Origin of the sequence: Paracoccus sp. TOH, assembly GCF_030388245.1 — a bacterium.
Lineage (GTDB): Bacteria > Pseudomonadota > Alphaproteobacteria > Rhodobacterales > Rhodobacteraceae > Paracoccus > Paracoccus simplex.
Window position 1 is genome coordinate 792,841 of the sequence record NZ_CP098361.1, and the last position, 19,184, is coordinate 812,024.

The 19,184-nt window shown below is 68.3% G+C and carries 17 protein-coding genes; 13 read left to right on the plus strand and 4 right to left on the minus strand.

Annotated elements, in window-relative coordinates:
- Together NBE95_RS14520 and NBE95_RS14525 are read right to left on the minus strand one after the other, a co-directional pair.
- On the minus strand, window positions 1-1,284 hold the full coding sequence (locus NBE95_RS14520) for an FAD-binding oxidoreductase (RefSeq protein WP_289894956.1): 1,284 nt from the start codon (window positions 1,282-1,284) through the stop codon (window positions 1-3).
- Window positions 1,281-1,979, minus strand: coding sequence for a haloacid dehalogenase type II (locus NBE95_RS14525; RefSeq protein ID WP_289894957.1), 699 nt, complete (start codon window positions 1,977-1,979; stop codon window positions 1,281-1,283). Before NBE95_RS14525 ends, NBE95_RS14520 begins: the two co-directional genes overlap by 4 nt.
- A 161-nt stretch (window positions 1,980-2,140) precedes the next feature.
- Between NBE95_RS14525 and NBE95_RS14530 the strand changes: the two genes are divergently transcribed.
- The 10 genes from NBE95_RS14530 to NBE95_RS14575 all read left to right on the plus strand — a co-directional run bounded on the left by NBE95_RS14530 (window position 2,141) and on the right by NBE95_RS14575 (window position 12,917).
- Complete coding sequence (locus NBE95_RS14530; RefSeq protein ID WP_289894959.1) at window positions 2,141-2,503, plus strand: cupin domain-containing protein; 363 nt, start codon at window positions 2,141-2,143, stop codon at window positions 2,501-2,503.
- Window positions 2,487-3,593, plus strand: coding sequence for an acetylornithine deacetylase (gene argE, locus NBE95_RS14535; protein ID WP_289894961.1), 1,107 nt, complete (start codon window positions 2,487-2,489; stop codon window positions 3,591-3,593). The genes NBE95_RS14530 and argE overlap by 17 nt, the downstream gene beginning before the upstream one ends.
- 115 nt (window positions 3,594-3,708) lie before the next feature.
- On the plus strand, window positions 3,709-4,512 hold the full coding sequence (locus NBE95_RS14540; protein WP_289894962.1) for a GNAT family N-acetyltransferase: 804 nt from the start codon (window positions 3,709-3,711) through the stop codon (window positions 4,510-4,512).
- A 14-nt stretch (window positions 4,513-4,526) separates the two neighbouring features.
- The gene (locus NBE95_RS14545) at window positions 4,527-5,900 is read left to right on the plus strand and encodes an aspartate aminotransferase family protein (RefSeq protein WP_289894963.1); all 1,374 of its coding nucleotides are present in this window, start codon (window positions 4,527-4,529) and stop codon (window positions 5,898-5,900) included.
- Window positions 5,900-6,811 (plus strand): glyoxylate/hydroxypyruvate reductase A, encoded by a 912-nt coding sequence (locus NBE95_RS14550; RefSeq protein ID WP_289894964.1) that lies wholly within the window; start codon window positions 5,900-5,902, stop codon window positions 6,809-6,811. Before NBE95_RS14545 ends, NBE95_RS14550 begins: the two co-directional genes overlap by 1 nt.
- Before the next feature lie 179 nt (window positions 6,812-6,990).
- Window positions 6,991-7,722: an HAD-IA family hydrolase gene (locus NBE95_RS14555; protein WP_289894965.1), complete on the plus strand. Its 732-nt coding sequence runs from the start codon at window positions 6,991-6,993 to the stop codon at window positions 7,720-7,722.
- A 55-nt stretch (window positions 7,723-7,777) separates the two neighbouring features.
- Window positions 7,778-9,391: an ABC transporter substrate-binding protein gene (locus NBE95_RS14560; protein WP_289894966.1), complete on the plus strand. Its 1,614-nt coding sequence runs from the start codon at window positions 7,778-7,780 to the stop codon at window positions 9,389-9,391.
- Window positions 9,392-9,454: 63 nt separating this feature from the next.
- Window positions 9,455-10,414: an ABC transporter permease gene (locus NBE95_RS14565; RefSeq protein ID WP_289894967.1), complete on the plus strand. Its 960-nt coding sequence runs from the start codon at window positions 9,455-9,457 to the stop codon at window positions 10,412-10,414.
- Window positions 10,414-11,262 carry an ABC transporter permease gene (locus NBE95_RS14570; protein ID WP_288951308.1) on the plus strand — a complete coding sequence of 283 codons (849 nt, stop codon included), beginning with the start codon at window positions 10,414-10,416 and terminating at the stop codon, window positions 11,260-11,262. Before NBE95_RS14565 ends, NBE95_RS14570 begins: the two co-directional genes overlap by 1 nt.
- Window positions 11,262-12,917 carry an ABC transporter ATP-binding protein gene (locus NBE95_RS14575; RefSeq protein ID WP_289894968.1) on the plus strand — a complete coding sequence of 552 codons (1,656 nt, stop codon included), beginning with the start codon at window positions 11,262-11,264 and terminating at the stop codon, window positions 12,915-12,917. The genes NBE95_RS14570 and NBE95_RS14575 overlap by 1 nt, the downstream gene beginning before the upstream one ends.
- Before the next feature lie 102 nt (window positions 12,918-13,019).
- On the opposite strand, the gene NBE95_RS14580 is transcribed toward NBE95_RS14575, so the two are convergent.
- On the minus strand, window positions 13,020-13,514 hold the full coding sequence (locus NBE95_RS14580; RefSeq protein WP_197029447.1) for an Lrp/AsnC family transcriptional regulator: 495 nt from the start codon (window positions 13,512-13,514) through the stop codon (window positions 13,020-13,022).
- 155 nt (window positions 13,515-13,669) lie between these two features.
- Between NBE95_RS14580 and NBE95_RS14585 the strand changes: the two genes are divergently transcribed.
- The gene (locus NBE95_RS14585; protein WP_289894969.1) at window positions 13,670-14,995 is read left to right on the plus strand and encodes an FAD-binding oxidoreductase; all 1,326 of its coding nucleotides are present in this window, start codon (window positions 13,670-13,672) and stop codon (window positions 14,993-14,995) included.
- Between the two features lie 2 nt (window positions 14,996-14,997).
- Here the strand turns inward: NBE95_RS14585 and NBE95_RS14590 are convergent, their stop codons facing one another.
- Window positions 14,998-16,092 (minus strand): FAD-binding oxidoreductase, encoded by a 1,095-nt coding sequence (locus NBE95_RS14590; RefSeq protein ID WP_289894970.1) that lies wholly within the window; start codon window positions 16,090-16,092, stop codon window positions 14,998-15,000.
- 100 nt (window positions 16,093-16,192) lie between these two features.
- On the opposite strand from NBE95_RS14590, the gene NBE95_RS14595 reads away from it, so the two are divergent.
- Window positions 16,193-17,074 carry a LysR family transcriptional regulator gene (locus NBE95_RS14595; RefSeq protein ID WP_289894971.1) on the plus strand — a complete coding sequence of 294 codons (882 nt, stop codon included), beginning with the start codon at window positions 16,193-16,195 and terminating at the stop codon, window positions 17,072-17,074.
- A 76-nt stretch (window positions 17,075-17,150) separates the two neighbouring features.
- Window positions 17,151-19,184 carry a hydantoinase/oxoprolinase family protein gene (locus tag NBE95_RS14600; RefSeq protein ID WP_289894972.1) on the plus strand — a complete coding sequence of 678 codons (2,034 nt, stop codon included), beginning with the start codon at window positions 17,151-17,153 and terminating at the stop codon, window positions 19,182-19,184.

Here is a 19,184-nt window from a genome sequence, read left to right on the forward strand (position 1 = left end):
TCAGGACAGCCGGTCTTTCAGCCCGAACCACAACCCCACCAGCGGCAGGAACCAGGGCTTGCCGCTATGCGCCGGGATCGCGGGCCAGGCGAGGCCCTCCAGCGGATTCGTGCCGCGCCGGCCCAGGGCGATGTCCGCCAGGACCTGCCCGACCAGCGTGGACATCTGCGCGCCATGGCCGGAATAGCCCATGCCGTAGATCATGCCGTCCACCTCTCCGGCGCGGGGGAAGCGGTCCTTGGTCATGTCCACCAGCCCGCCCCAGCAATAATCGACGGGAATATCCGCCAGATGCGGAAAGATCGCGGCCATCGACCGGCGCAGGATCGTGCCCGATTTCGCGTCCGAGGTCTGGTCCGACCGGGCCGAGAACCGTGCCCGCCCGCCAAAGATCAGCCGCCGGTCGGGCGACAGGCGGAAATAGTTGCCGATATTCATCGAGGTGACGCAGGTCCGGTCGCCGGGCAGGGTGGCGGCGACCTCGGCATCCGACAGGGGCCGCGTGGCGATGATGAACGACCCGACCGAGATGATGCGCCGCCGGAAATGCCGCAAGGGCGCCGTCGTGCCATAGGCGCCGGTCGCCACGATCACCCGGTCCGCGGTCAGACTGCCGCGCGGGGTCTGCACCTGCCAGCCATCGGCCAGTTTTGTCCGGCCGGTCACGGGCGCGCCTTCCCAGATCCGCGTGCCTTGGCGATGCGCCGCCGTGGCAAGCCCCTGCGCATAGCGGCCCATGTGGATCATCGCGGATTTCTCATAAAGCATCCCGCCGTGGAAGCTGTCGGACCCGACCTCGCTTCGCACCTGGTCGCGGTCCAGCCAGCGGGTGTCGGGATCGACCTCGGCATGGATCAGGTCGAAATTCGCGCGCAGGCTCGCGACATGGCTGGGCTTGGAGGCCAGCTTCAGCTTGCCCGAGCGGCGGAAATCGCAGGCGATGCCTTCCTCGGCCACGATCTGCTCGATCATGTCGATGGATCGGTCATAGGCGCGATACAGGGCATGGGCGCGCTCTGCCCCCAGATGCGCCTTGGCATCGGCATAGCCATGCGCGATGCCGTTGTTCAGATGCCCGCCATTGCGGCCCGACGCGCCCCAGCCGACATGCTCGGCCTCGAGCAGCGCCACGCGCACCCCGGCTTTCGCCAGGCTGCGGGCGGCGTTCAGCCCGGTGAAGCCGCCGCCGATCACGGCCACGTCGAAGCGGCCCTCGACCGGGCCGGCCTCGGCGCCCGCAAAGGGGGGCACGCCATCGTGCCAATAGGATGCGTATTTCGTCACAGCCCCACCACCTCGGCCAGGCCCGAGATGTCCCTGACCTCGATATAGCCGTAATGGGGATTGGCCGGCTCATGGCCGCGATTGACCCAGACCTTGTTGCGGATGCCCAGGTCATGCGCGGTCATCAGGTCATAGCGGAACGACGAGGACACATGCAGCACGTCCTCGGGGCCGCAGCCAAGCTGGTCGAACATGTATTCGAAGGCCCGCATCTGCGGCTTGTAGGCGCCCGCGCTTTCGGCGGTGAAGACATGGTCGATGGGCGCGCCCAGCCTGGCGATGTTATGCGGGATCTGGTCGTTCATCGAATTGGTCAGCGCGACCAGCGGGATCTTTCCGGCGATGCGCCCAAGCCCCGCAGGCACGTCGAGGTTCGGCCCCCAGGTCGGCACGCGGGCATAGATGTCCTCGGCCACCGCGGGATCGAAGGCGATGCCGTTGCGCTTGCAGGTGCGTTCCAGCGCGTTGTGGACGACCTCGGCATAGGGTTTCCAGGCGCCCAGCACCTCGTCCAGGCGGTAGGCCGCGAAATTGGCGATGAATTTCTCCATCTGCGGACCGGAAAGCTGCGCGCCGTAATGGTCGCGCGCGGCGCCTGCCATGTCGAAGAAGATCATCGTGCCGTGGCAATCGAAGGTAATGAATTTCGGGCGCAGCGCCATGGGGGCCTCCTGTTGGTCCGTCTGATCCATCATTGGCGCGGTCTTGCGACAGCGCATGCGGCAGTCGGGCGCCTGACGGCAGGAGATTGCGAAATTCCGGCAATGGACGGCAGGCCCTGCCGCCCATGACCCGGCAACGGTGCCCGACCCTGTGCGGATCGGGCCAGGCTGGCGCCGTAACGGAAAGGAACCCCATGACCCTGCTGACCCCCATCGACACCGCCCCCGCCTTTGCCCCGCGCGAGGACGTGGTCGCCCCTGAGAAACTGATCGACGGCGCGCCCGCCTTCAAGACCTGGGCCCTGGACGAGGTGCCCCTGGGCAACTGGTCGAAGATCCGCACCGGCATCTGGGAAGCGACGCCCGGCACCACCCGTTCCACCAAGGGCGAGGCGCTGGAGTTCTGCCATATCCTCTCCGGGGTGGTCGATCTGACCGAGGACGGCGGCGAGACGCGCCGCTTCACCGCAGGCGACAGCTTCCTGATGAAGCCGGGCTTCAAGGGCACCTGGAAAACCATCGAAACCGTGCGCAAGATCTATGTCTTCGCCGACTGATCTTCTGGCCCGGCTGGTCGGGTTTCCCAGCGTCGTGGGCGGCCCGAACGGCGACATCATCGGCTTCGTGGCGGATTACCTGCGCGGGCACGGGATCGAGCCGGCGCTGGTCCCCGGACCCGAAGGCGACCGCTGGAACCTGTTCGCCAGCATCGGCGATGCCTCGCGCCCCGGCTATGTCCTGTCGGGCCATCTGGACGTGGTGCCGGCGGGCGAACCGGATTGGCGGGCCGATCCCTTCGTCTTGCGCCGCGACGGCGACCGGCTGATCGGGCGCGGGGCCTGCGACATGAAGGGCTTTGTCGCCGCCGCCCTGGCGATGGTGCCCGAACTGGTCGCGATGCCGCTGTCGGCGCCGGTCCATATCGCGCTTTCCTATGACGAGGAGGCGGGCTGCCGGGGCGTGCCGCATCTGCTGGCGGCCCTGCCCGGGCTTTGCGCGCCGCCGCTGGGGGCGATCATCGGCGAGCCGTCCGGCCTGGTGCCGGTGCTGGCGCACAAGGGCAAGGCGGCGCTGCGGCTGGTGGCGACGGGGGTGGCGGGGCATTCCTCGCGCCCCGACCTGGGCGCGAACGCGATCCACGCGCTGCTGCCGGCGCTGAACGCCGCCGCCGCGCTGGCCGTGGCGCTGCGATCCGGGCCGCAGGATCCGCGCTTCGCGCCGCCCTGGTCCAGCCTGCAGATCGGCACCGTCGCGGGCGGACAGGCCGTCAACATCATCCCCGACCGCGCCGAGGCGCAGATCGAGGCCCGGGCGATCCACGGCGTCGATCCCCGGGCGGTCCTGGCGCCGGTGGTCGCGGCGGCAGAGGGGCTGGCCGTGGACTGGCTGTCCTCCTATCCGGCGCTTGCGCTTGACGGCGACCACCCGCTGGCGCGGCTGTTGGCCGAGCTGACGGGCGCGACGCCCCTGGGCGCGGTCAGCTATGGCACCGAGGCCGGGCTTTACCAGCAGGCCGGGATCCCCGCGATCATCTGCGGCCCCGGCGACATCGCCCGCGCGCACCGCCCCGAGGAATACCTGACCCAAGCCGAGCTGCAGGAGACCTGCGCCCTGATCCGTCGTCTGGGACAGCGGCTTTGCGTGTGACAGCATTTTCTGCGGCGGCAGTCCTGCCATCCGCAGGACATGCCGCGCGCCCTTGCCAGATCGGCAATCCTGCGGGCGCGCCCGTGGCAGGATGGTGCCAACAAGGACAAACCGCATGACCACGACCACTGCTCTTACTGCCTTTACCCCCGCCCATCTGCCGCAGGCGCTGCGCCTGTCGCAGCAGGCCGGCTGGCCCCACCGGGCCGAGGACTGGGCGCTGACGCTGTCAACGTCGCAAGGCGTCGTGGCGCTGGACGAAGGCCGCGTGGTCGGCACCGCGCTGTGTTCGCCCTTCGGCGCGGTCGCCACGCTGAACATGATCATCGTCGATGCGGCGATGCGCGGGCGTGGCCTGGGCCGTGCGCTGATGGAGGCGATCATCGCCCTGGCCGGCGACCGCGAAATGCGCCTGATCGCCACCACGGACGGGCTGCCGCTTTACGAAAAACTCGGCTTCCGGGCCAGCGGCCAGATCGTTCAGCATCAGGGCCTTGCCATCGCAACCGCGCCGGAACGGCCCGTCGCCACCGGCCGTCCCGCCGATATCGACCGCCTCGCCGATGCCGACCGCGCCGCCAGCGGCATGGACCGCGCATCCCTTTTGCGCGACATCGCCGCCGCCGGCGCGGTTCTGATCTGCGACACCGGCTTTGCCCTGCTGCGCGATTTCGGGCGCGGCCGCGTGGTCGGGCCGGTTGTCGCCCCCGACGCCGCCACCGCCCGCGCCTTGCTGGCCGAGGCCGCGCGCCGCTGCGAAGGCAGCTTCCTGCGTGTCGATCTGCGCGCGGAACAGGGCCTTGGCGGCTTCGCGGCGACGCTGGGCCTGGCCCATGCCGGCGGTGGCACCGCCATGACCCGCAACCCGCGCACCCCCGCACCCACGACCCAGGCCCTGATCTCGCAAGCCCTGGGCTGAACCCGGAGACCCCCATGCTGAGCAATTCCCTGGCCGAGCTCGACCGCCGGCACCTGATCCACCCGGTTTCGTCCTTTCGCGGGCACGAACAGCGCGGCGTGCGCATCCTGATCGGCGGGCAGGGCGCGACCGTCACCGACAGCGAGGGGCGTACCCTGATCGACGGTTTCGCGGGCCTGTGGTGCGTGAACGCGGGCTATGGCCACGAAAGCATCGTCGAGGCCGCCGCCGAGCAGATGCGCAAGCTGCCCTATGCCACCGGCTATTTCGACCTGGGCGCCGAGGCGCCGATCCGCCTGGCCGCCGCCCTGGCCGAACGCGCCCCGGGCGATCTGAACCATGTCTATTTCACGCTGGGCGGATCGGACGCGGTGGACAGCACCATCCGCTTCATCCGCTATTACTGGCATGCCAAGGGCCAGTCGGGCCGCGACCAGTTCATCTCGGTCGCCAACGGCTATCACGGCTCGACCACCATGGGGGCGGGGCTGACGGCGCTGCCGGGCTTTCATGACGGTTTCGGGGTGCCCTATGACTGGCAGCACAAGATTTCGTCGCATGACCTGTATCGCAACCCGGCGGGCCGCGATGCGCAGGCCGTGACCGACGCCTCGGTCGCGGAACTGCGGGCGAAGATCGAATCGCTTGGTCCCGACCGCGTCGCCGCCTTCTATGTCGAGCCGATCCAGGGCTCGGGCGGCGTGCTGGTGCCGCCCAAGGGCTGGATCAAGGCGATGCGCGATCTGTGTGCCGAATACGGCGTGCTGTTCGTCGCCGACGAGGTCATCACCGGCTTTGGCCGCACCGGCCCGCTGTTCGCCTGCGAGGACGAGGGCATCGTTCCCGACCTGATGACCACGGCCAAGGGGCTGACCTCGGGCTATGTGCCGATGGGCGCGGTCTTCATGCGCGACTATGTCTATGAAACCATCGCCGATGGCGCGGGGGCCAAGGCCGTGGGCCATGGCTTCACCTATTCCGCGCATCCGGTCAGCGCCGCCGTGGCGCTGGAGGTGCTGGCGCTCTACGAAGGCGGGTTGCTGGAAAACGGCCGCCGCGCAGGCGCGCGGTTGCAGGCCGGGCTGGAAAGCCTGCGCGATCACCCGCTGGTCGGCGATGTGCGGGGCAGGGGGATGCTGGCGGCGGTCGAATTGGTCGTGGACAAGGATGCCAAGACCCCTCTGCCGCCCGAGGTCCAGCCGGCCACGCGGCTGTTCGACCGGGCCTGGGACCAGGGGCTGATCGTGCGGTCCTTTGCGCAGGGCATCTTCGGCTATGCGCCACCCCTGTGCTGCACGGCGGACCAGATCGACCAGATCGTCGAACGGACCCGCAAGGTGCTGGATCTGACGCTGGAAGACCCGGAAATCCGCGCGGCCCTGCGCTGATGGCGCTGCTGCTGCATTCCACCCCCGAACGCGGCGCCGTCTGGGGACGCATCTTCGCCGAGGCGGGCGAGGGCTTCATCCCCGACGCGGCCAGCGTGACCGACCCCGCGCAGGTCACGCATCTGGCCTGCTGGATGCCGCCCGCCGATCTGGCGCGCTATCCGAACCTGCGCACGGTGATCTGCGTCGGCGCGGGCACAGACCATTTCCCGGCCTTGCCGGATGGCGTGGCGCTGTCGCGCACCATCGCGCCGGGGATCGAGGCCATGGTGCGCGACTGGGTGGTCATGGCCACGCTGGCGCTGCACCGGGACCTGCCGTTCTATCTGGATCATGCCGCGCGCGGCGAATGGCAGCCCCGCCCGGCGCGGCTGGCGTGCACGCGGCGGGTGGGCATCATGGGCATGGGCCGGATCGGGCGTCTGGCCGCCGCAAGCCTGCAAGCCCTGGACTTTGCCGTTTCGGGATACAGCCGCTCGGGCCTGCCGGTCGAGGGGATCGAGATCTTCGGCGCGAATCGGCTGGACGCCTTTCTGGCCGGGGTCGATATCCTGGTCTGCCTGCTGCCGCTGACGGACGAAACCCGCGGCCTGATGGGCAGCGGCTTCTTCGACCGGCTGCCGCAGGGCGCGGGACTGGTCCATGCCGGGCGCGGCGCACAGCTGGACATGGCGGCGCTGCGCCGGGCGCTGGACGGCGGGCGGCTTTCTGCCGCCATGCTGGACGTAACCGATCCCGAGCCTTTGCCGGCGGATCACTGGGCCTGGCGCGATCCGCGCGTGCTGATCACCCCGCATATCGCCGCCCATACCGATGCCGAGGAAGGCGCCCGCCATGCCCTGGCCGTCATCCGCGCCAACCGCGACGGGCTGCCGGTGCCGGGCCTGGTGGACCGCAACCGGGGATACTAGGGCGCTGGCGATATGCCGCGCCCCAGCCCAATACGAAAGAATCTGCTGCGCCGACCGCCCGTTTCGGCGTTTTGCAGCCCCCGAATGGCGCAAATCTGGATGTGACGGGATGTGACGACCCGCGCGTCCGCCGATCTGACCGCCGCGGCCCGCGGCACCTGCGAAAGGAAGTTCACCCCATGGCCACCCTGACGGCGGCAAGACCCTTGGACCGTTTTTCCTATGTCACCTTCGACGTGGTCGGCACGCTGATCGACTTCGAGGGCGCGATTACCGGCGCGCTGGCGACGATCGCAGCCGATGCCGGCATGACCATCGACGGCGAGGAGGCGCTGGCCGTTTACCGCAACGCCCGCTATCAGCCGGACGCGCTGCGCTTCCCGGACGACCTGGGTCGTTGCTACGGTCAGATCGCGGCCGCGACCGGTCTGCCCGACACGCCGGAAAACCGCCGGTTCATGATCGACGCCGTGGGCGAGGCGCAGCCCTTTGCGGACAGCGTCCAGGCGATGGCCCGGCTGAAGGCGCGCTACAAGCTGATCGCCATGACCAATGCCCGCCGCTGGGCTTTCGAGAAATACGAAGAAAAGCTGGGCAATCCCTTCTGGGCCAGCTTCACCACCGACGATACCGGCACCGAAAAGCCCGATCCGGCCTTTTTCCAGCAGGTGTTCGACTTCGTCGGCAAGAATGGCGGGACCAAGGACGACATCCTGCATACCGCGCAAAGCCAGCACCACGACATCGGCATCTCGCGCGCCTTGGGCATGACCAATGCCTGGATCCAGCGCCGCCATGCCCAGAACGGCTATGGCGGGACCATCGAACCGGCGGAATTCACCGAACCCGACTACCATTTCCACGCACTGCTCGACCTGGCCGAGGCCGCCGACAAGGCCTTCGACAACTGACTCCACCCGCCCGAGCGGACATGAGAGCCGCCGGGCAAGCAACAGGGATGACGACATGAAAGACCTCAAGCCGAACAACTGGACGGGCCGCGACGACGCGATGGTCGAGGCCGCAATCCGCCGTGGCGCTTCGCGCCGGGACCTGCTCAAGATGCTGATGGCGTCGGGCGTGGCGCTGTCCGCGGGTGGATCGCTGCTGCTGCGCGCCGGTCAGGCTGTCGCGCAAACCCCGGTCACGGGCGGGCATTTGAAGGCCGCGGGCTGGTCGGCCTCGACCGCCGACACGCTGGACCCGGCCAAGGCGTCCCTGTCCACCGACTATACCCGCTGCTGCGCCTTCTATAACCGGCTGACCTTCCTCGAGGAGGGCAGCGAGGTGAAGATGGAGCTGGCCGAGTCCATCGAGACGACGGACGGCAAGACCTGGCAGATCAAGCTGAAGCCCGACGTGACCTTCCATGACGGCAAGACCTTGACGGCGTCGGACGTGGTCTGGTCGCTCAAGCGCCATCAGGATCCGGCCGTGGGGTCCAAGGCCGCCGCCATTGCCGAACAGATGGCCGAGATCACCGCCGTGGACGACCGCACCGTCAGCATCGTGCTGGCGGCGGCCAATGCCGACCTGCCCACCATCCTGTCGCTGCACCATTTCATGATCCTGGCCGAAGGCACCAGCGATTTCAGCAAGGCCAACGGCACCGGCGCCTTCCTCTGCGAAACCTTCGAACCCGGCGTGCGGTCCGTCGGCACCCGCAACCCGAACTACTTCAAGGGCACCGGGCCCTATCTGGACAGTTTCGAATATTTCGCCATCTCGGACAACAATGCCCGCGTCAACGCCGTGCTGTCGGGCGACATCCACCTGGCCGCCGCGATCAACCCGCGCTCCATGCGCATGATCGAAGGGCAGGACCATGTGGTCAGCGCGATCTCGACGGCTGGCAACTATACCAACCTCAACATCCGTCTGGACATGGCGCCGGGCGACAAGGCCGATTTCGTCGAGGGCATGAAATACCTGATGAACCGCGACGCCATCGTGAACGGCGTGCTGCGCGGTTTGGGCGAGGTTGCCAACGACCAGCCCGTCTCGGCCATGGACCGCTATCACAACCCGAACCTGAAGCCGCGCGCATTCGACCCCGAGCGCGCCAAGGCGCTGTTCGAAAAGGCCGGGGTGCTGGGCCAGGCGATCCCGATTGTCACCTCGGACGCGGCGAATTCGGCCATCGACTATGCCATGGTCGTCCAGCAGGCCGGCGCCCAGGCCGGCATGCCCTTCAAGATCGAGCGGGTGCCGTCCGACGGATACTGGTCGAACTACTGGCTGAAGGCACCGATCCATTTCGGCAACATCAACCCGCGCCCGACGCCGGACATCCTGTTCTCGCTGCTCTACGCATCCGACGCGCCCTGGAACGAAAGCCACTACAAGTCCGAGAAGTTCGACGCCATGCTGGTCGAGGCGCGCGGCTTGCTGGACGAGGAGAAGCGCAAGGCGATCTATTGGGAGATGCAGGAAATGATCGCGGCCGAGGCAGGCACCATCATTCCCGCCTATATTTCCAACGTCGACGCACATTCGTCGAAGATGAAGGGCATGCGCCCCAATCCCTTGGGCGGCCAGATGGGCTATGCCTTCGCCGAATATGTCTGGCTGGAGGGCTGATATCCCCACGCCCCGCGCCCTTGCGCAATGCGCGCAGGGGCATCCCCTTGATGGAGGTGCGACATGCTGCGTTCCGCAACCACCTGGATCCTGGTCGGCCAGCGCCTGGGCATCGCGCTCATCACGCTGCTGATCGTGTCCTTCGCGGTCTTCTTCGCGACCGAACTGCTGCCCGGCGACGTGGCCGAGGTGCTGCTGGGTCAGGCCGCAACCCCCGAGGCCGTGGCCGGCCTGCGCACCGCCATGGGCCTGGACGAGCCGGCGATCTGGCGCTTCCTGTCCTGGCTGGGCGGGCTTGCCACGGGTGATCTGGGGATGTCCTATGTCAACAAGATGGCCGTGGCCGACCTGTTGTCGGGGCGGCTGATGAACACGCTGCGCCTGGCGGGCATCGTCACGCTGGTCTGCGTGCCCGTGGCGCTGACCCTGGGCATCGCCGCCGCCATGTGGCGCGGATCCTGGCTGGACCGTCTGGTCTCGGTGCTGACGATTTCCGTCATCTCGGTGCCCGAATTCATGGTGGCGACGCTGGCGGTGCTGGTCTTCGCCGTCTGGCTGGACTGGCTGCCCGCGCTGTCCTTCGGCGTGGAGGTGGATTCCCTGGGCGACATGCTGCGTGCCTATGCGATGCCCGTGATCTCGCTGTCCTTCGTCGTCTCGGCCCAGATGATCCGCATGACGCGGGCCGCGGTGATCGAGACGATCAACACTCCCTATGTGGAAATGGCGCTGCTGAAGGGCGCGTCGCGCACGCGGATGGTGCTGGGCCATGCCCTGCCGAACGCGCTTGGCCCCATTGCGAACGCGGTGGCGCTGTCGCTGTCCTATCTGGTCGGCGGCGTGATCATCGTCGAGACCGTCTTCAATTATCCGGGCGTGGCCAAGCTGATGGTCGACGCCGTGTCCACCCGGGACCTGCCGCTGATCCAGAGCTGCGCGATGATCTTCTGCATCAGCTACCTGCTGCTGATCACGCTGGCCGACATGATCGCCATTCTCTCCAACCCGAGGTTGCGCCGTTGATGTCCCTTGCTTTGCGCCTTCCGACCCCGGCCCGGCTGGGATATTCCTTCAACTGGGTGGGCCGCATCGGTCTGGCCGTGATCCTGTTCTGGGCGGTGATCGCCATCATCGGCCCCTGGATCGCGCCCTATCCCCCCGGCGACATGGTCGATTTCGACTATTTCGGCCCGATGAGCAGCCAGTTCTGGATGGGCAGCGACTATCTGGGCCGCGACATCCTGTCCCGCATCATCATGGGCACGCGCTATACCGTCGGCATCGCGCTGGCCGCGGTGATCCTGGCCTGCGCGGGCGGCGTGCTGCTGGGCATGATCGCCGCCGTGGTCGGCGGCTGGTTCGACACGCTGCTGTCGCGCTTCCTGGACGCCTTCAACGGCATTCCGCACCTGCTGTTCGGCCTGGTCGTGGTGGCTGCGGTCGGATCCTCGATCCCGATCCTGATCGTGACGCTGGCGGCGATGTATCTGCCCGGCTCCTATCGCTTTGCCCGCGCGCTGGCGGTCAATGTCAACACCATGGATTTCGTCACCGTGGCCCGCGCCCGGGGCGAGGGCTTCGGCCACATCATCCTGCGCGAGATCTTTCCCAACATCCTGGGCCCCGTTCTGGCCGACCTGGGCCTGCGCTTCGTCTTCATCGTGCTGGTGCTGTCGGGCCTGTCTTTCCTGGGCCTTGGCGTGCAGCCGCCCAATGCCGACTGGGGCGCGCTGGTGCGCGAGAACATCGAGGGCCTCAGCCTCGGGGCGCCGGCGGTGATCTTTCCCTCGATCGCCATCGCCTCGCTGACCATTTCGGTCAACATGTTCATCGACAACCTGCCCACCCGCATCCGCGACAGGAGCGAATGATGGATCAGCCGCTTGTTTCCGTGCGCGACCTGAAGATCGGCGCCAGGACCGACTCGGGCCGCGAGGTCGAGATCATTAAGGGTGTCAGCTTCGACATCGCCGCGGGCGAGATCGTGGCCCTGATCGGCGAAAGCGGGTCGGGCAAGACCACCATCGCCCTGTCGCTGATGGGCCATGCGCGGCCCGGCTGCGCCATCCAGGGCGGCAGCATCCGCGTGGGCCGCCGCGACGTGACGGCGATGCCCGAACGCCAGCGCGCCGCCATGCGCGGGACCGAGGTGTCCTATGTCCCGCAATCGGCGGCCGCGGCCTTCAACCCGGCCAAGCGCATCATGGATCAGGTGGTCGAGATCACCGCCATCCACAAGCTGATGCCGCGCGAGCAGGCCGAGGCCCGGGCGCGGCAGCTGTTCCGCGCCCTGGCGCTGCCCGATCCCGACACCATCGGCAGCCGCTATCCGCATCAGGTCTCGGGCGGGCAGTTGCAGCGCCTGTCGGCGGCCATGGCGCTGATCGGGGATCCGGCGCTGGTGATCTTCGACGAGCCGACGACCGCGCTGGACGTGACCACCCAGATCGAGGTGCTGCGCGCCTTCAAGTCGGTCATGGACAAGGGCGCCATGGCAGGGGTCTATGTCAGCCACGACCTGGCCGTGGTGGCCCAGATCGCCGACCGCATCATCGTGCTGAAGAACGGCGTGGTGCAGGAGGAAGGCCCGACCGAGCAGATCCTGCACGCGCCGAAGCACCCCTATACCCGCCAGCTTCTGGAGGCCTTCGAGCCGGTGCCGCATGTCCCGGTGGCCCGGCCCGACGCGGCCGAGCCGATCCTTGCGGTGCAAGACCTCTGCGCGGGCTATGGCGTGATCCGCGACGGCGTGCCGGCGGCGAAGATCCTGCAGGATGTCAGCTTCCGGCTGGAACGCGGCCGCAACCTGGGCGTGATCGGGGAATCCGGGTCGGGTAAGTCGACGCTGGCCCGCGCCATCGCCGGCATCCTGCCCGCCTATCGCGGCAACCTGCTGCTGGACGGCAAGGAACTGGCGCCCTCGCTGCAACAGCGCAGCAAGGACGAATTGCGCCGCGTCCAGATCGTCTTCCAGCTGGCCGACACCGCGCTGAACCCGGCGCAGTCGATCGAGACGATCCTGGCCCGGCCCCTGACCTTCTATCACGGCATGGCCGGGGCCGCGCGCAATGCCCGGGTGATCGAGCTTCTGGACATGGTGCGCCTGCCCGGCCACCTGCGCCATCGCCTGCCGTCGGAATTGTCGGGCGGGCAGAAGCAGCGGGTGAACCTGGCCCGCGCCCTGGCCGCCGAACCCGAACTGATCCTCTGCGACGAGATCACCTCGGCGCTGGACACCGTCGTCGCGGCGGCGATCCTGGACCTGCTGAAGGAGCTGCAGCGCGAGCTGAGCCTGTCCTACATGTTCATCAGCCACGACCTGTCCACGGTCGAGGCGATCTGCGACGAGGTTCTGGTGATGCTGAAGGGCCGCGTCGTCGAGGCGCTGCCCGCGGCGCGCATGTCGACCGAGGCCGCGCATCCCTATTCGCGGCTGCTGATCGGCTCGATCCCCCAGCTGGATACCGGCTGGCTGAAGGGGCTGGAACAGGATCCCGCCCTGATGGCGCAGTTCGCCGGAAGGTAGCGCCGACCGGCAAGGGCCAACGCCTTGCCACGCGCGCTGTCCCATCCACGGATACAGCCGGGCCGCCAAGGCCCGGCCGGCGCCGGCCGCTGTGGTCCGGCGTCAGGACCGTTCCGCGAACAGCCTGGTCAGCGGGATCTGCGTCTTGACGAAGGGCGTCTTGATCACCACGAAGCTGAAATACTTGTCCACGCCCACGTCGCGGTCGATCAGCGATTCGATGATGTTCTGGTAGTCCACGATCCCCGAGGTCACGAATTTCGCCAGATAGTCGTATCCGCCCGACACCAGGTGGCATTCGATGCAGCTGTCGATCTTTTCCAGCGCCTCCTGGAAACGCGCGAAGTCTGGCGGGCGGTGGTTCTTCAGGGTGAACTCGGTAAAGACGGTCAGCGTTTCGCCCAGCTTCGCCACGTTGATCTGGGCGCTATAGCCGGTGATGTACCCGGCCTGCTGCAGCTTCTTGACCCGCATCAGGCAGGGCGAGGGTGACAGCGCCACCAGATCGGCCAGTTCGACATTGGTGATGCGGCCGTTCTTCTGCAGCTCGGCAAGGATCTTCACATCGATACGGTCCAGTTTCAGCGGCGGTGTCATTCGATCTTCCTTCCCGTTCCGGGTTCCTTCTGCTGCAATTCGACCTCGCTGCCAACTGGCGGCAATTCGACAGGAAATGCCGCCGCTGCCGCGAGATGCGGCACAAGCGGCTGGTCACCCGCCGCTAGCCTGCGGGGACACGACCGGAGAAGCCCATGCCCGCACCGCTTTTGCCCATCGAGACCGCCGGAGACCTGCCCGCCCGCGCCGATTGCGTCGTGATCGGCGGCGGTATTGTCGGGGTCTCGACCGCCTATTGGCTGGCCCGCGCCGGGCAAAGCGTGGTGCTGCTGGAAAAGGGCCGGATCGGCGCGGAACAGTCCAGCCGCAACTGGGGCTGGTGCCGGCAGCAGAACCGCGACGCCCGGGAATTGCCCTTGTCCACGCGTAGCTTGGACCTGTGGGACCAGATGACCGCCGACCTGGGCCCCGGCATCGGCTTTCGCCGCTGCGGGCTCTTGTATCTGACCGATGACCCCGCCGAACTGGAAGGCTGGGCCGCCTGGGGCCGCTTTGCGCAAGGCGAGGGAATCGACACGCGGATGCTGTCGGCCCCCGAGGCCGCCGAGCGCGGCCGCGCCACCGGAAAATCCTGGCTGGGCGGCGTCTGGTCGCCCACGGACGGTATTGCCGACCCCGCCAGCGCCGCGCCGCTGATCGCGCAGGGCATCGTCAAGCATGGCGGCCATGTGATTCAGTCCTGCGCCGCCCGCGGGCTGGAGCGCGAGGCCGGCCGCGTCGCGGGCGTCGTGACCGAGCGCGGCACGATCCGCACCGGCACGGTGGTGATGGCCGGCGGGGCCTGGGCCGGCAGTTTTCTGCGCCAGTTGGGGATCGGCTTCCCGCAAGCCTCGGTACGCAGTTCCATCCTGTCGGTGATGCCGGGGGCCGAAGGGCTGCCCGATGCCTTGCACACCACTGCCGTATCGGCCACGCGCCGGGCCGACGGCGGCTATACGCTGGCGATCTCGGGCCGGGCCAATGTGGATCCGACGCCGCGGATGATCGCCGGCGCCAGGCATTTCCTGCCGATGTTCGCGAAACGCTGGCGTGCCCTGCGCCCCGGCGGGCTGCAGGGATGGGCGGCAGAGTTCGAGACGCTCGGCCGCTGGTCGCTGGATCGCGAAACGCCCATGGAGCGGGTGCGGATTCTCGACCCGCATCCGTCCAAGGCCCTGGTCAGGGAAACGCTGGCCCGCGCGCGCCGCCTGCTGCCCGCGCTGCGGAACATCCCCGTGCAGGCCAGTTGGGCAGGGTTCATCGACAGCACGCCCGACGGGGTGCCGGTCATCGACGCGGATTGCGGCCTGCCGGGCCTGGTCCTGGCGGCGGGCCTGTCGGGTCACGGCTTCGGGATCGGGCCGGGGGTCGGGCATCTGGTGGCCGACATGATCCTGGGCCGGACGCCGATCACCGAGATCGCGCAATACCGGCTGGACCGCTTCAAGGGCAGCCAATGGGGCAAGGTGGCGAAGTTCTAAGCTCATGCCGCAAAACGCCCGATGTGGAAATCCTCCAGCGGCGTTTCGCAGCGGTCCGTTGCGACCAGTTCCGCCATCGCATCGCCCACGCCGGGGCCCAGCTGGAAGCCGTGGCCGCAGAACCCGAAGGCATGGAACAGCCCCGGCGTGGTGCCCGAGCCGCCCATGACAGGCAGGCCGTCGCGGACATAACCCTCGGCCCCCGACCATTGCCGGATCACGGCGACATGGCGCAGGGCCGGGCACAGGCGCACCACGGCGCGCAATTGCGCGGGCAGGCGGGCGGGGTCGGCATGGGCGCGGCCATCCGCGCCGACCGTCATCCGGTCCACCGCGCCGCCAAAGACCACGTTGCCGCGTTCCACCTGCCGCAGATAGGCGCCGTGCTCGGCGGACCAGACCCCGACGACCGGCTGGATGCGGTGCGGCAGGGGCTCGGTCACCGCCATCTGCGGACCGCGAACCTCGATCGGCACGGGTTCGCCGAACTGCGCCGCCAGAGCCGCGCCGTGATGGCCCGCGCAGTTGACCAACCGATCGGCATGGAACGTCCCGCGCGCGGTTTCGACGGTAAAGCCGGGCTTGACGGACAGCACCTGCGCCTGGTCCACCACCTGCACGCCTGCCCGCACCGCGGCATCGGCAAAGGCCGGCGCGATCAGCCGCGGGTTGGCCGACCCGTCGCGGGGCGAGAACGACGCGGCGATGGCCTCCGGCCCAAGCCCGGGAAAGCGCTGCCGGATCTGGTCCGGGCCAAGCTCCTCGAGCTCCAACCCCCAGGGCCGGGCGTCTTCGGCAAAGCGGCGCATCAGGGCCAGGCCCTCGGGGTCGAAGATCAGCCGCAGATGGCCCGTCGCGCGGAATTCCACATCGCGGCCCAGCAGCGCCTCCAGTTGGCCCCACAGGGCAAGCGAGCGATGCGCCAGCGGTAATTGTGGCAGGTAGCGGCCGCTGCGCCGGATGTTGCCGAAAGATGCGACGGTCGCCCCGGCGCCGATGCGGCCGGTGTCGATCAGGGTCGCGGCGATGCCCCGGCGCGCCAGGAAGAACGCCGTTGCGCTGCCCATCAAGCCGCCACCCAGAACGATCACCGACATCCGCGTTCCCCCGAAAACCTTGCCCAAGGGAACGCCTTGGGTCATGAAGGGTCAAGGACGGGTTCTTGGGTAAGCCATAAGTCGACCCTATGGAGTGGTGATGCGGGCCAGGCAGCTTGAGGTGTTCGTGGCGGTGATGCGCGCAGGCTCGATCACCGCCGCGGCGCGGATGTTGAACATCTCGCAACCCGCTCTCAGCCAGGTGCTGCTGCATGCCGAGGACGAGTTGGGTTTCGCGCTGTTCACCCGCGAAAAGGGGCGCCTGCATCCCACGCCCGAGGCGCTGGAACTGCTGCCCGATGCCGAGCGGCTGTTCGGCGGGCTGGAAGGGCTGCGCCGCAAGACCGCCGACCTGCGGCAGGGGCGGGCAGGACTGGTGCGCATTGCCGCCTCGCCCCCGCCCGCGATGTCTTTCCTGCCGGGGGTGCTGGCCGCCTATCGCAAGGCGCATCCCGACATCCTGGTGCGCGCCCATGTCGCCCCGGTCGCCTCGCTGATCACCATGCTGCGCGCAGGGGATGCCATGCTGGCGCTGGCGCTGGACGACACGATGCCGCCCGATATCGACGTCGAGCCGCTGGGGGGCACGCGGTTTACCTGTCTTTTGCCGCCGGACCATCCGTTCGTGGACCGCGACGGGCTGAGACTTGCCGATCTGCAGGATCAGGCATTGATCTCCTATCGCGCGGCGACCCGCCCACATCATGAATTGTCCCAGGCGGCCCGCGCCCAGGGCCTGCGGTTCGAGCCGATCCTGGAAATCGACATGTCGATCACCGCCGTCGGCTTCGTGCAGGCGGGACTGGGAATTGCGGTCGTCGATTCGCTGCTGCCCTGGGCGCAGTTCGCGGGCATCCGCCAATGCCCGCTGCTGGACGAGGTGGCGCTGCCCCTGTCGCTGCTGACACTGAAGGGCCGCGTGCTGTCGCGCGCGGAAAGCCTGATGCGGGACACGATCCGAAAGCATAAGTCCGACTTATAGGCCGTGCCGCTTTGCGTCTTGGACGCGGATCGCCGCTTCTGGTTCCATCCCCCGTGACCAATGACGGAGTGGCGGAATGGACGGGACCGGAGCGGACTGGAAGATCGGCGTCGATATCGGCGGCACTTTCATGGATTTCTGCGCGCTGGAGGCGAGTTCGGGCCGCGTCGCATCGTTGAAGGTGCTGACCACGCCCGACGATCCCGGCGCCGAATTGCTGGAAGGGCTTCGGCTGCTGGCTGAACGCGAGGGGCTGGATCCGGCAACGGTCAGCCGCTTCGTGCACGGCACCACGGTCGGCATCAACACCATCATCCAGCGCAAGGGCGCGCGTCTGGCGCTGATCACCAATGCGGGCTTCGAGGATGTGATCGAGCTCGCCCGGTTGCGGATGCCCGAGATGTATTCGCTGTTCTGCCACCGCCCCGATCCGCTGGTCTCGCGCGATATGATCTTCGGCATCCCAGCCCGGATGCGCGCCGACGGCCGCCAGACCGTCGCCCCCGATAAGGTCGCCATCGCCGATGCCGTGGCCCGCGCGAAGGCCGCAGGCGCCGAGGGGGTGATCGTGGCGCTGCTGCATTCCTGGCGCGACGGTTCGCAGGAGGCCGCCGTCAAGGCGCAGATCGAAGCGCAGGCGCCCGATCTGTTCGTCTTCACCTCGGCAGAGGTCTGGCCGGTGATCCGCGAATACGAGCGCAGCTCGACCGCGATCCTGAACGGCTATGTCCATCCGCGCGTCGCGGGCTATCTGACGGCGCTGGAATCGCGGCTGGCGGGGCAGGGGGTTCCGGCCCGCGCCATGCTGACCAAGTCGAACGGCGGGCTGATGACCGCGGCCGAGGGGCGGCGCGACTGCGTGTCGATGCTGCTGTCGGGCACGGCATCCGGCGTGATCGGCGCAAGCTGGCTGGCCCGCCAGGCCGGCGAGGAGCGCATCCTGACGCTGGACATCGGCGGCACCTCGGCCGATTTCGCGCTGATCGTGGACGGGCAGGTGCAGTTCGGATCGGACGAGCTGATCGGCGAGTTTCCGTTGCACATCCCTTCGGTCTCGGTCAGCTCCATCGGCATCGGCGGCGGCTCTATCGCCAGCGTGGACGCGCAGGGGGTGCTGCGCGTCGGGCCGGAATCGGCGGGATCGAACCCCGGTCCGGCTTGCTATGCACGCGGCGGGACACAGGCCACGGTGACGGATGCGATGGCGGTCTGCGGCTGGCTGGGCCACAGCCAGATGGCTTATGGCCAGTTGCAGATGGATGTGGCGCTGGCCCGGCAGGCCGTTGCTGCCTTGGCCGAGCAGCTTGGCCGCAGCCCCGAGGAAACCGCGCAGGCGATCCTCGACATCGCGATTTCCGAGATGTTCGTCGAGGTCGAGAAGCTGTCCTCGCGCGCCGGCGTCGATCTGCGGGATTTCGCGCTGATGCCCTTTGGTGGCGGCGGGCCGATGCTGGGGGCGTTCCTGGCGCGCGAACTGGGGATCGCGCGCGTCATCGCTCCGCGCCGTCCGGGCGTGGTCTCTGCGCTTGGCGGTCTGGTGGCCGATCTGCGCGGCGACTTCATCCGCACGGTCTTTGCCGATCTGGGTGCGGATCTGACCGCGCCGTTCCGGGCGCTGACCGATGACGGTCGCGCCTGGCTGGCCGCCCAGGGCCATCACGGCGCTGCCGATCTGCGCCTGTCCGCCGACATGCGCTATGCCGGCCAAAGCTACGAGATCGAGGTCGATCTGGAACCCGCCTGGCTGACCGATCCCGCCCGCATCGCGCAGGCCTTCCACGCCACGCATCTGCATCTTTACGATTTCGACGACCCCGAAGGCCGGATCGAGATCGTGAACCTGCGCCTGTCCGCCATCGGCGCCGGGCCGAAGCCGGAATTTCCCGTGGCAATGGGCGATCCCGCCCCGGCCCGACCGTCGCGCCATGTGCCGGTGCATCTGGGGGCCTGGCAGGACGTCCCGCTCTATGACCGCGCGGACCTGACGGGGGGGGCGCGTTTCCACGGCCCCGCCATCGTCGCGCAGGAAGACACCACCTTCGCCATCCCCGAAGGCGCGACGGCACGGGTGGACGACCACCTGAACATCCACCTGAGCTTTGCGGAGTAA

What these genes read in the sequence shown, in the direction of transcription:
- NBE95_RS14525 (WP_289894957.1), bottom strand. Translation starts at nt 1,979, where the DNA reads ATGATGGATCAGACGGACCAACAGGAGGCCCCCATGGCGCTGCGCCCG.
- NBE95_RS14530 (WP_289894959.1), top strand. Translation starts at nt 2,141, where the DNA reads ATGACCCTGCTGACCCCCATCGACACCGCCCCCGCCTTTGCCCCGCGC.
- argE (WP_289894961.1), top strand. Translation starts at nt 2,487, where the DNA reads ATGTCTTCGCCGACTGATCTTCTGGCCCGGCTGGTCGGGTTTCCCAGC.
- NBE95_RS14540 (WP_289894962.1), top strand. Translation starts at nt 3,709, where the DNA reads ATGACCACGACCACTGCTCTTACTGCCTTTACCCCCGCCCATCTGCCG.
- NBE95_RS14545 (WP_289894963.1), top strand. Translation starts at nt 4,527, where the DNA reads ATGCTGAGCAATTCCCTGGCCGAGCTCGACCGCCGGCACCTGATCCAC.
- NBE95_RS14550 (WP_289894964.1), top strand. Translation starts at nt 5,900, where the DNA reads ATGGCGCTGCTGCTGCATTCCACCCCCGAACGCGGCGCCGTCTGGGGA.
- NBE95_RS14555 (WP_289894965.1), top strand. Translation starts at nt 6,991, where the DNA reads ATGGCCACCCTGACGGCGGCAAGACCCTTGGACCGTTTTTCCTATGTC.
- NBE95_RS14560 (WP_289894966.1), top strand. Translation starts at nt 7,778, where the DNA reads ATGAAAGACCTCAAGCCGAACAACTGGACGGGCCGCGACGACGCGATG.
- NBE95_RS14565 (WP_289894967.1), top strand. Translation starts at nt 9,455, where the DNA reads ATGCTGCGTTCCGCAACCACCTGGATCCTGGTCGGCCAGCGCCTGGGC.
- NBE95_RS14570 (WP_288951308.1), top strand. Translation starts at nt 10,414, where the DNA reads ATGTCCCTTGCTTTGCGCCTTCCGACCCCGGCCCGGCTGGGATATTCC.
- NBE95_RS14575 (WP_289894968.1), top strand. Translation starts at nt 11,262, where the DNA reads ATGGATCAGCCGCTTGTTTCCGTGCGCGACCTGAAGATCGGCGCCAGG.
- NBE95_RS14580 (WP_197029447.1), bottom strand. Translation starts at nt 13,514, where the DNA reads ATGACACCGCCGCTGAAACTGGACCGTATCGATGTGAAGATCCTTGCC.
- NBE95_RS14585 (WP_289894969.1), top strand. Translation starts at nt 13,670, where the DNA reads ATGCCCGCACCGCTTTTGCCCATCGAGACCGCCGGAGACCTGCCCGCC.
- NBE95_RS14590 (WP_289894970.1), bottom strand. Translation starts at nt 16,092, where the DNA reads ATGTCGGTGATCGTTCTGGGTGGCGGCTTGATGGGCAGCGCAACGGCG.
- NBE95_RS14595 (WP_289894971.1), top strand. Translation starts at nt 16,193, where the DNA reads ATGCGGGCCAGGCAGCTTGAGGTGTTCGTGGCGGTGATGCGCGCAGGC.
- NBE95_RS14600 (WP_289894972.1), top strand. Translation starts at nt 17,151, where the DNA reads ATGGACGGGACCGGAGCGGACTGGAAGATCGGCGTCGATATCGGCGGC.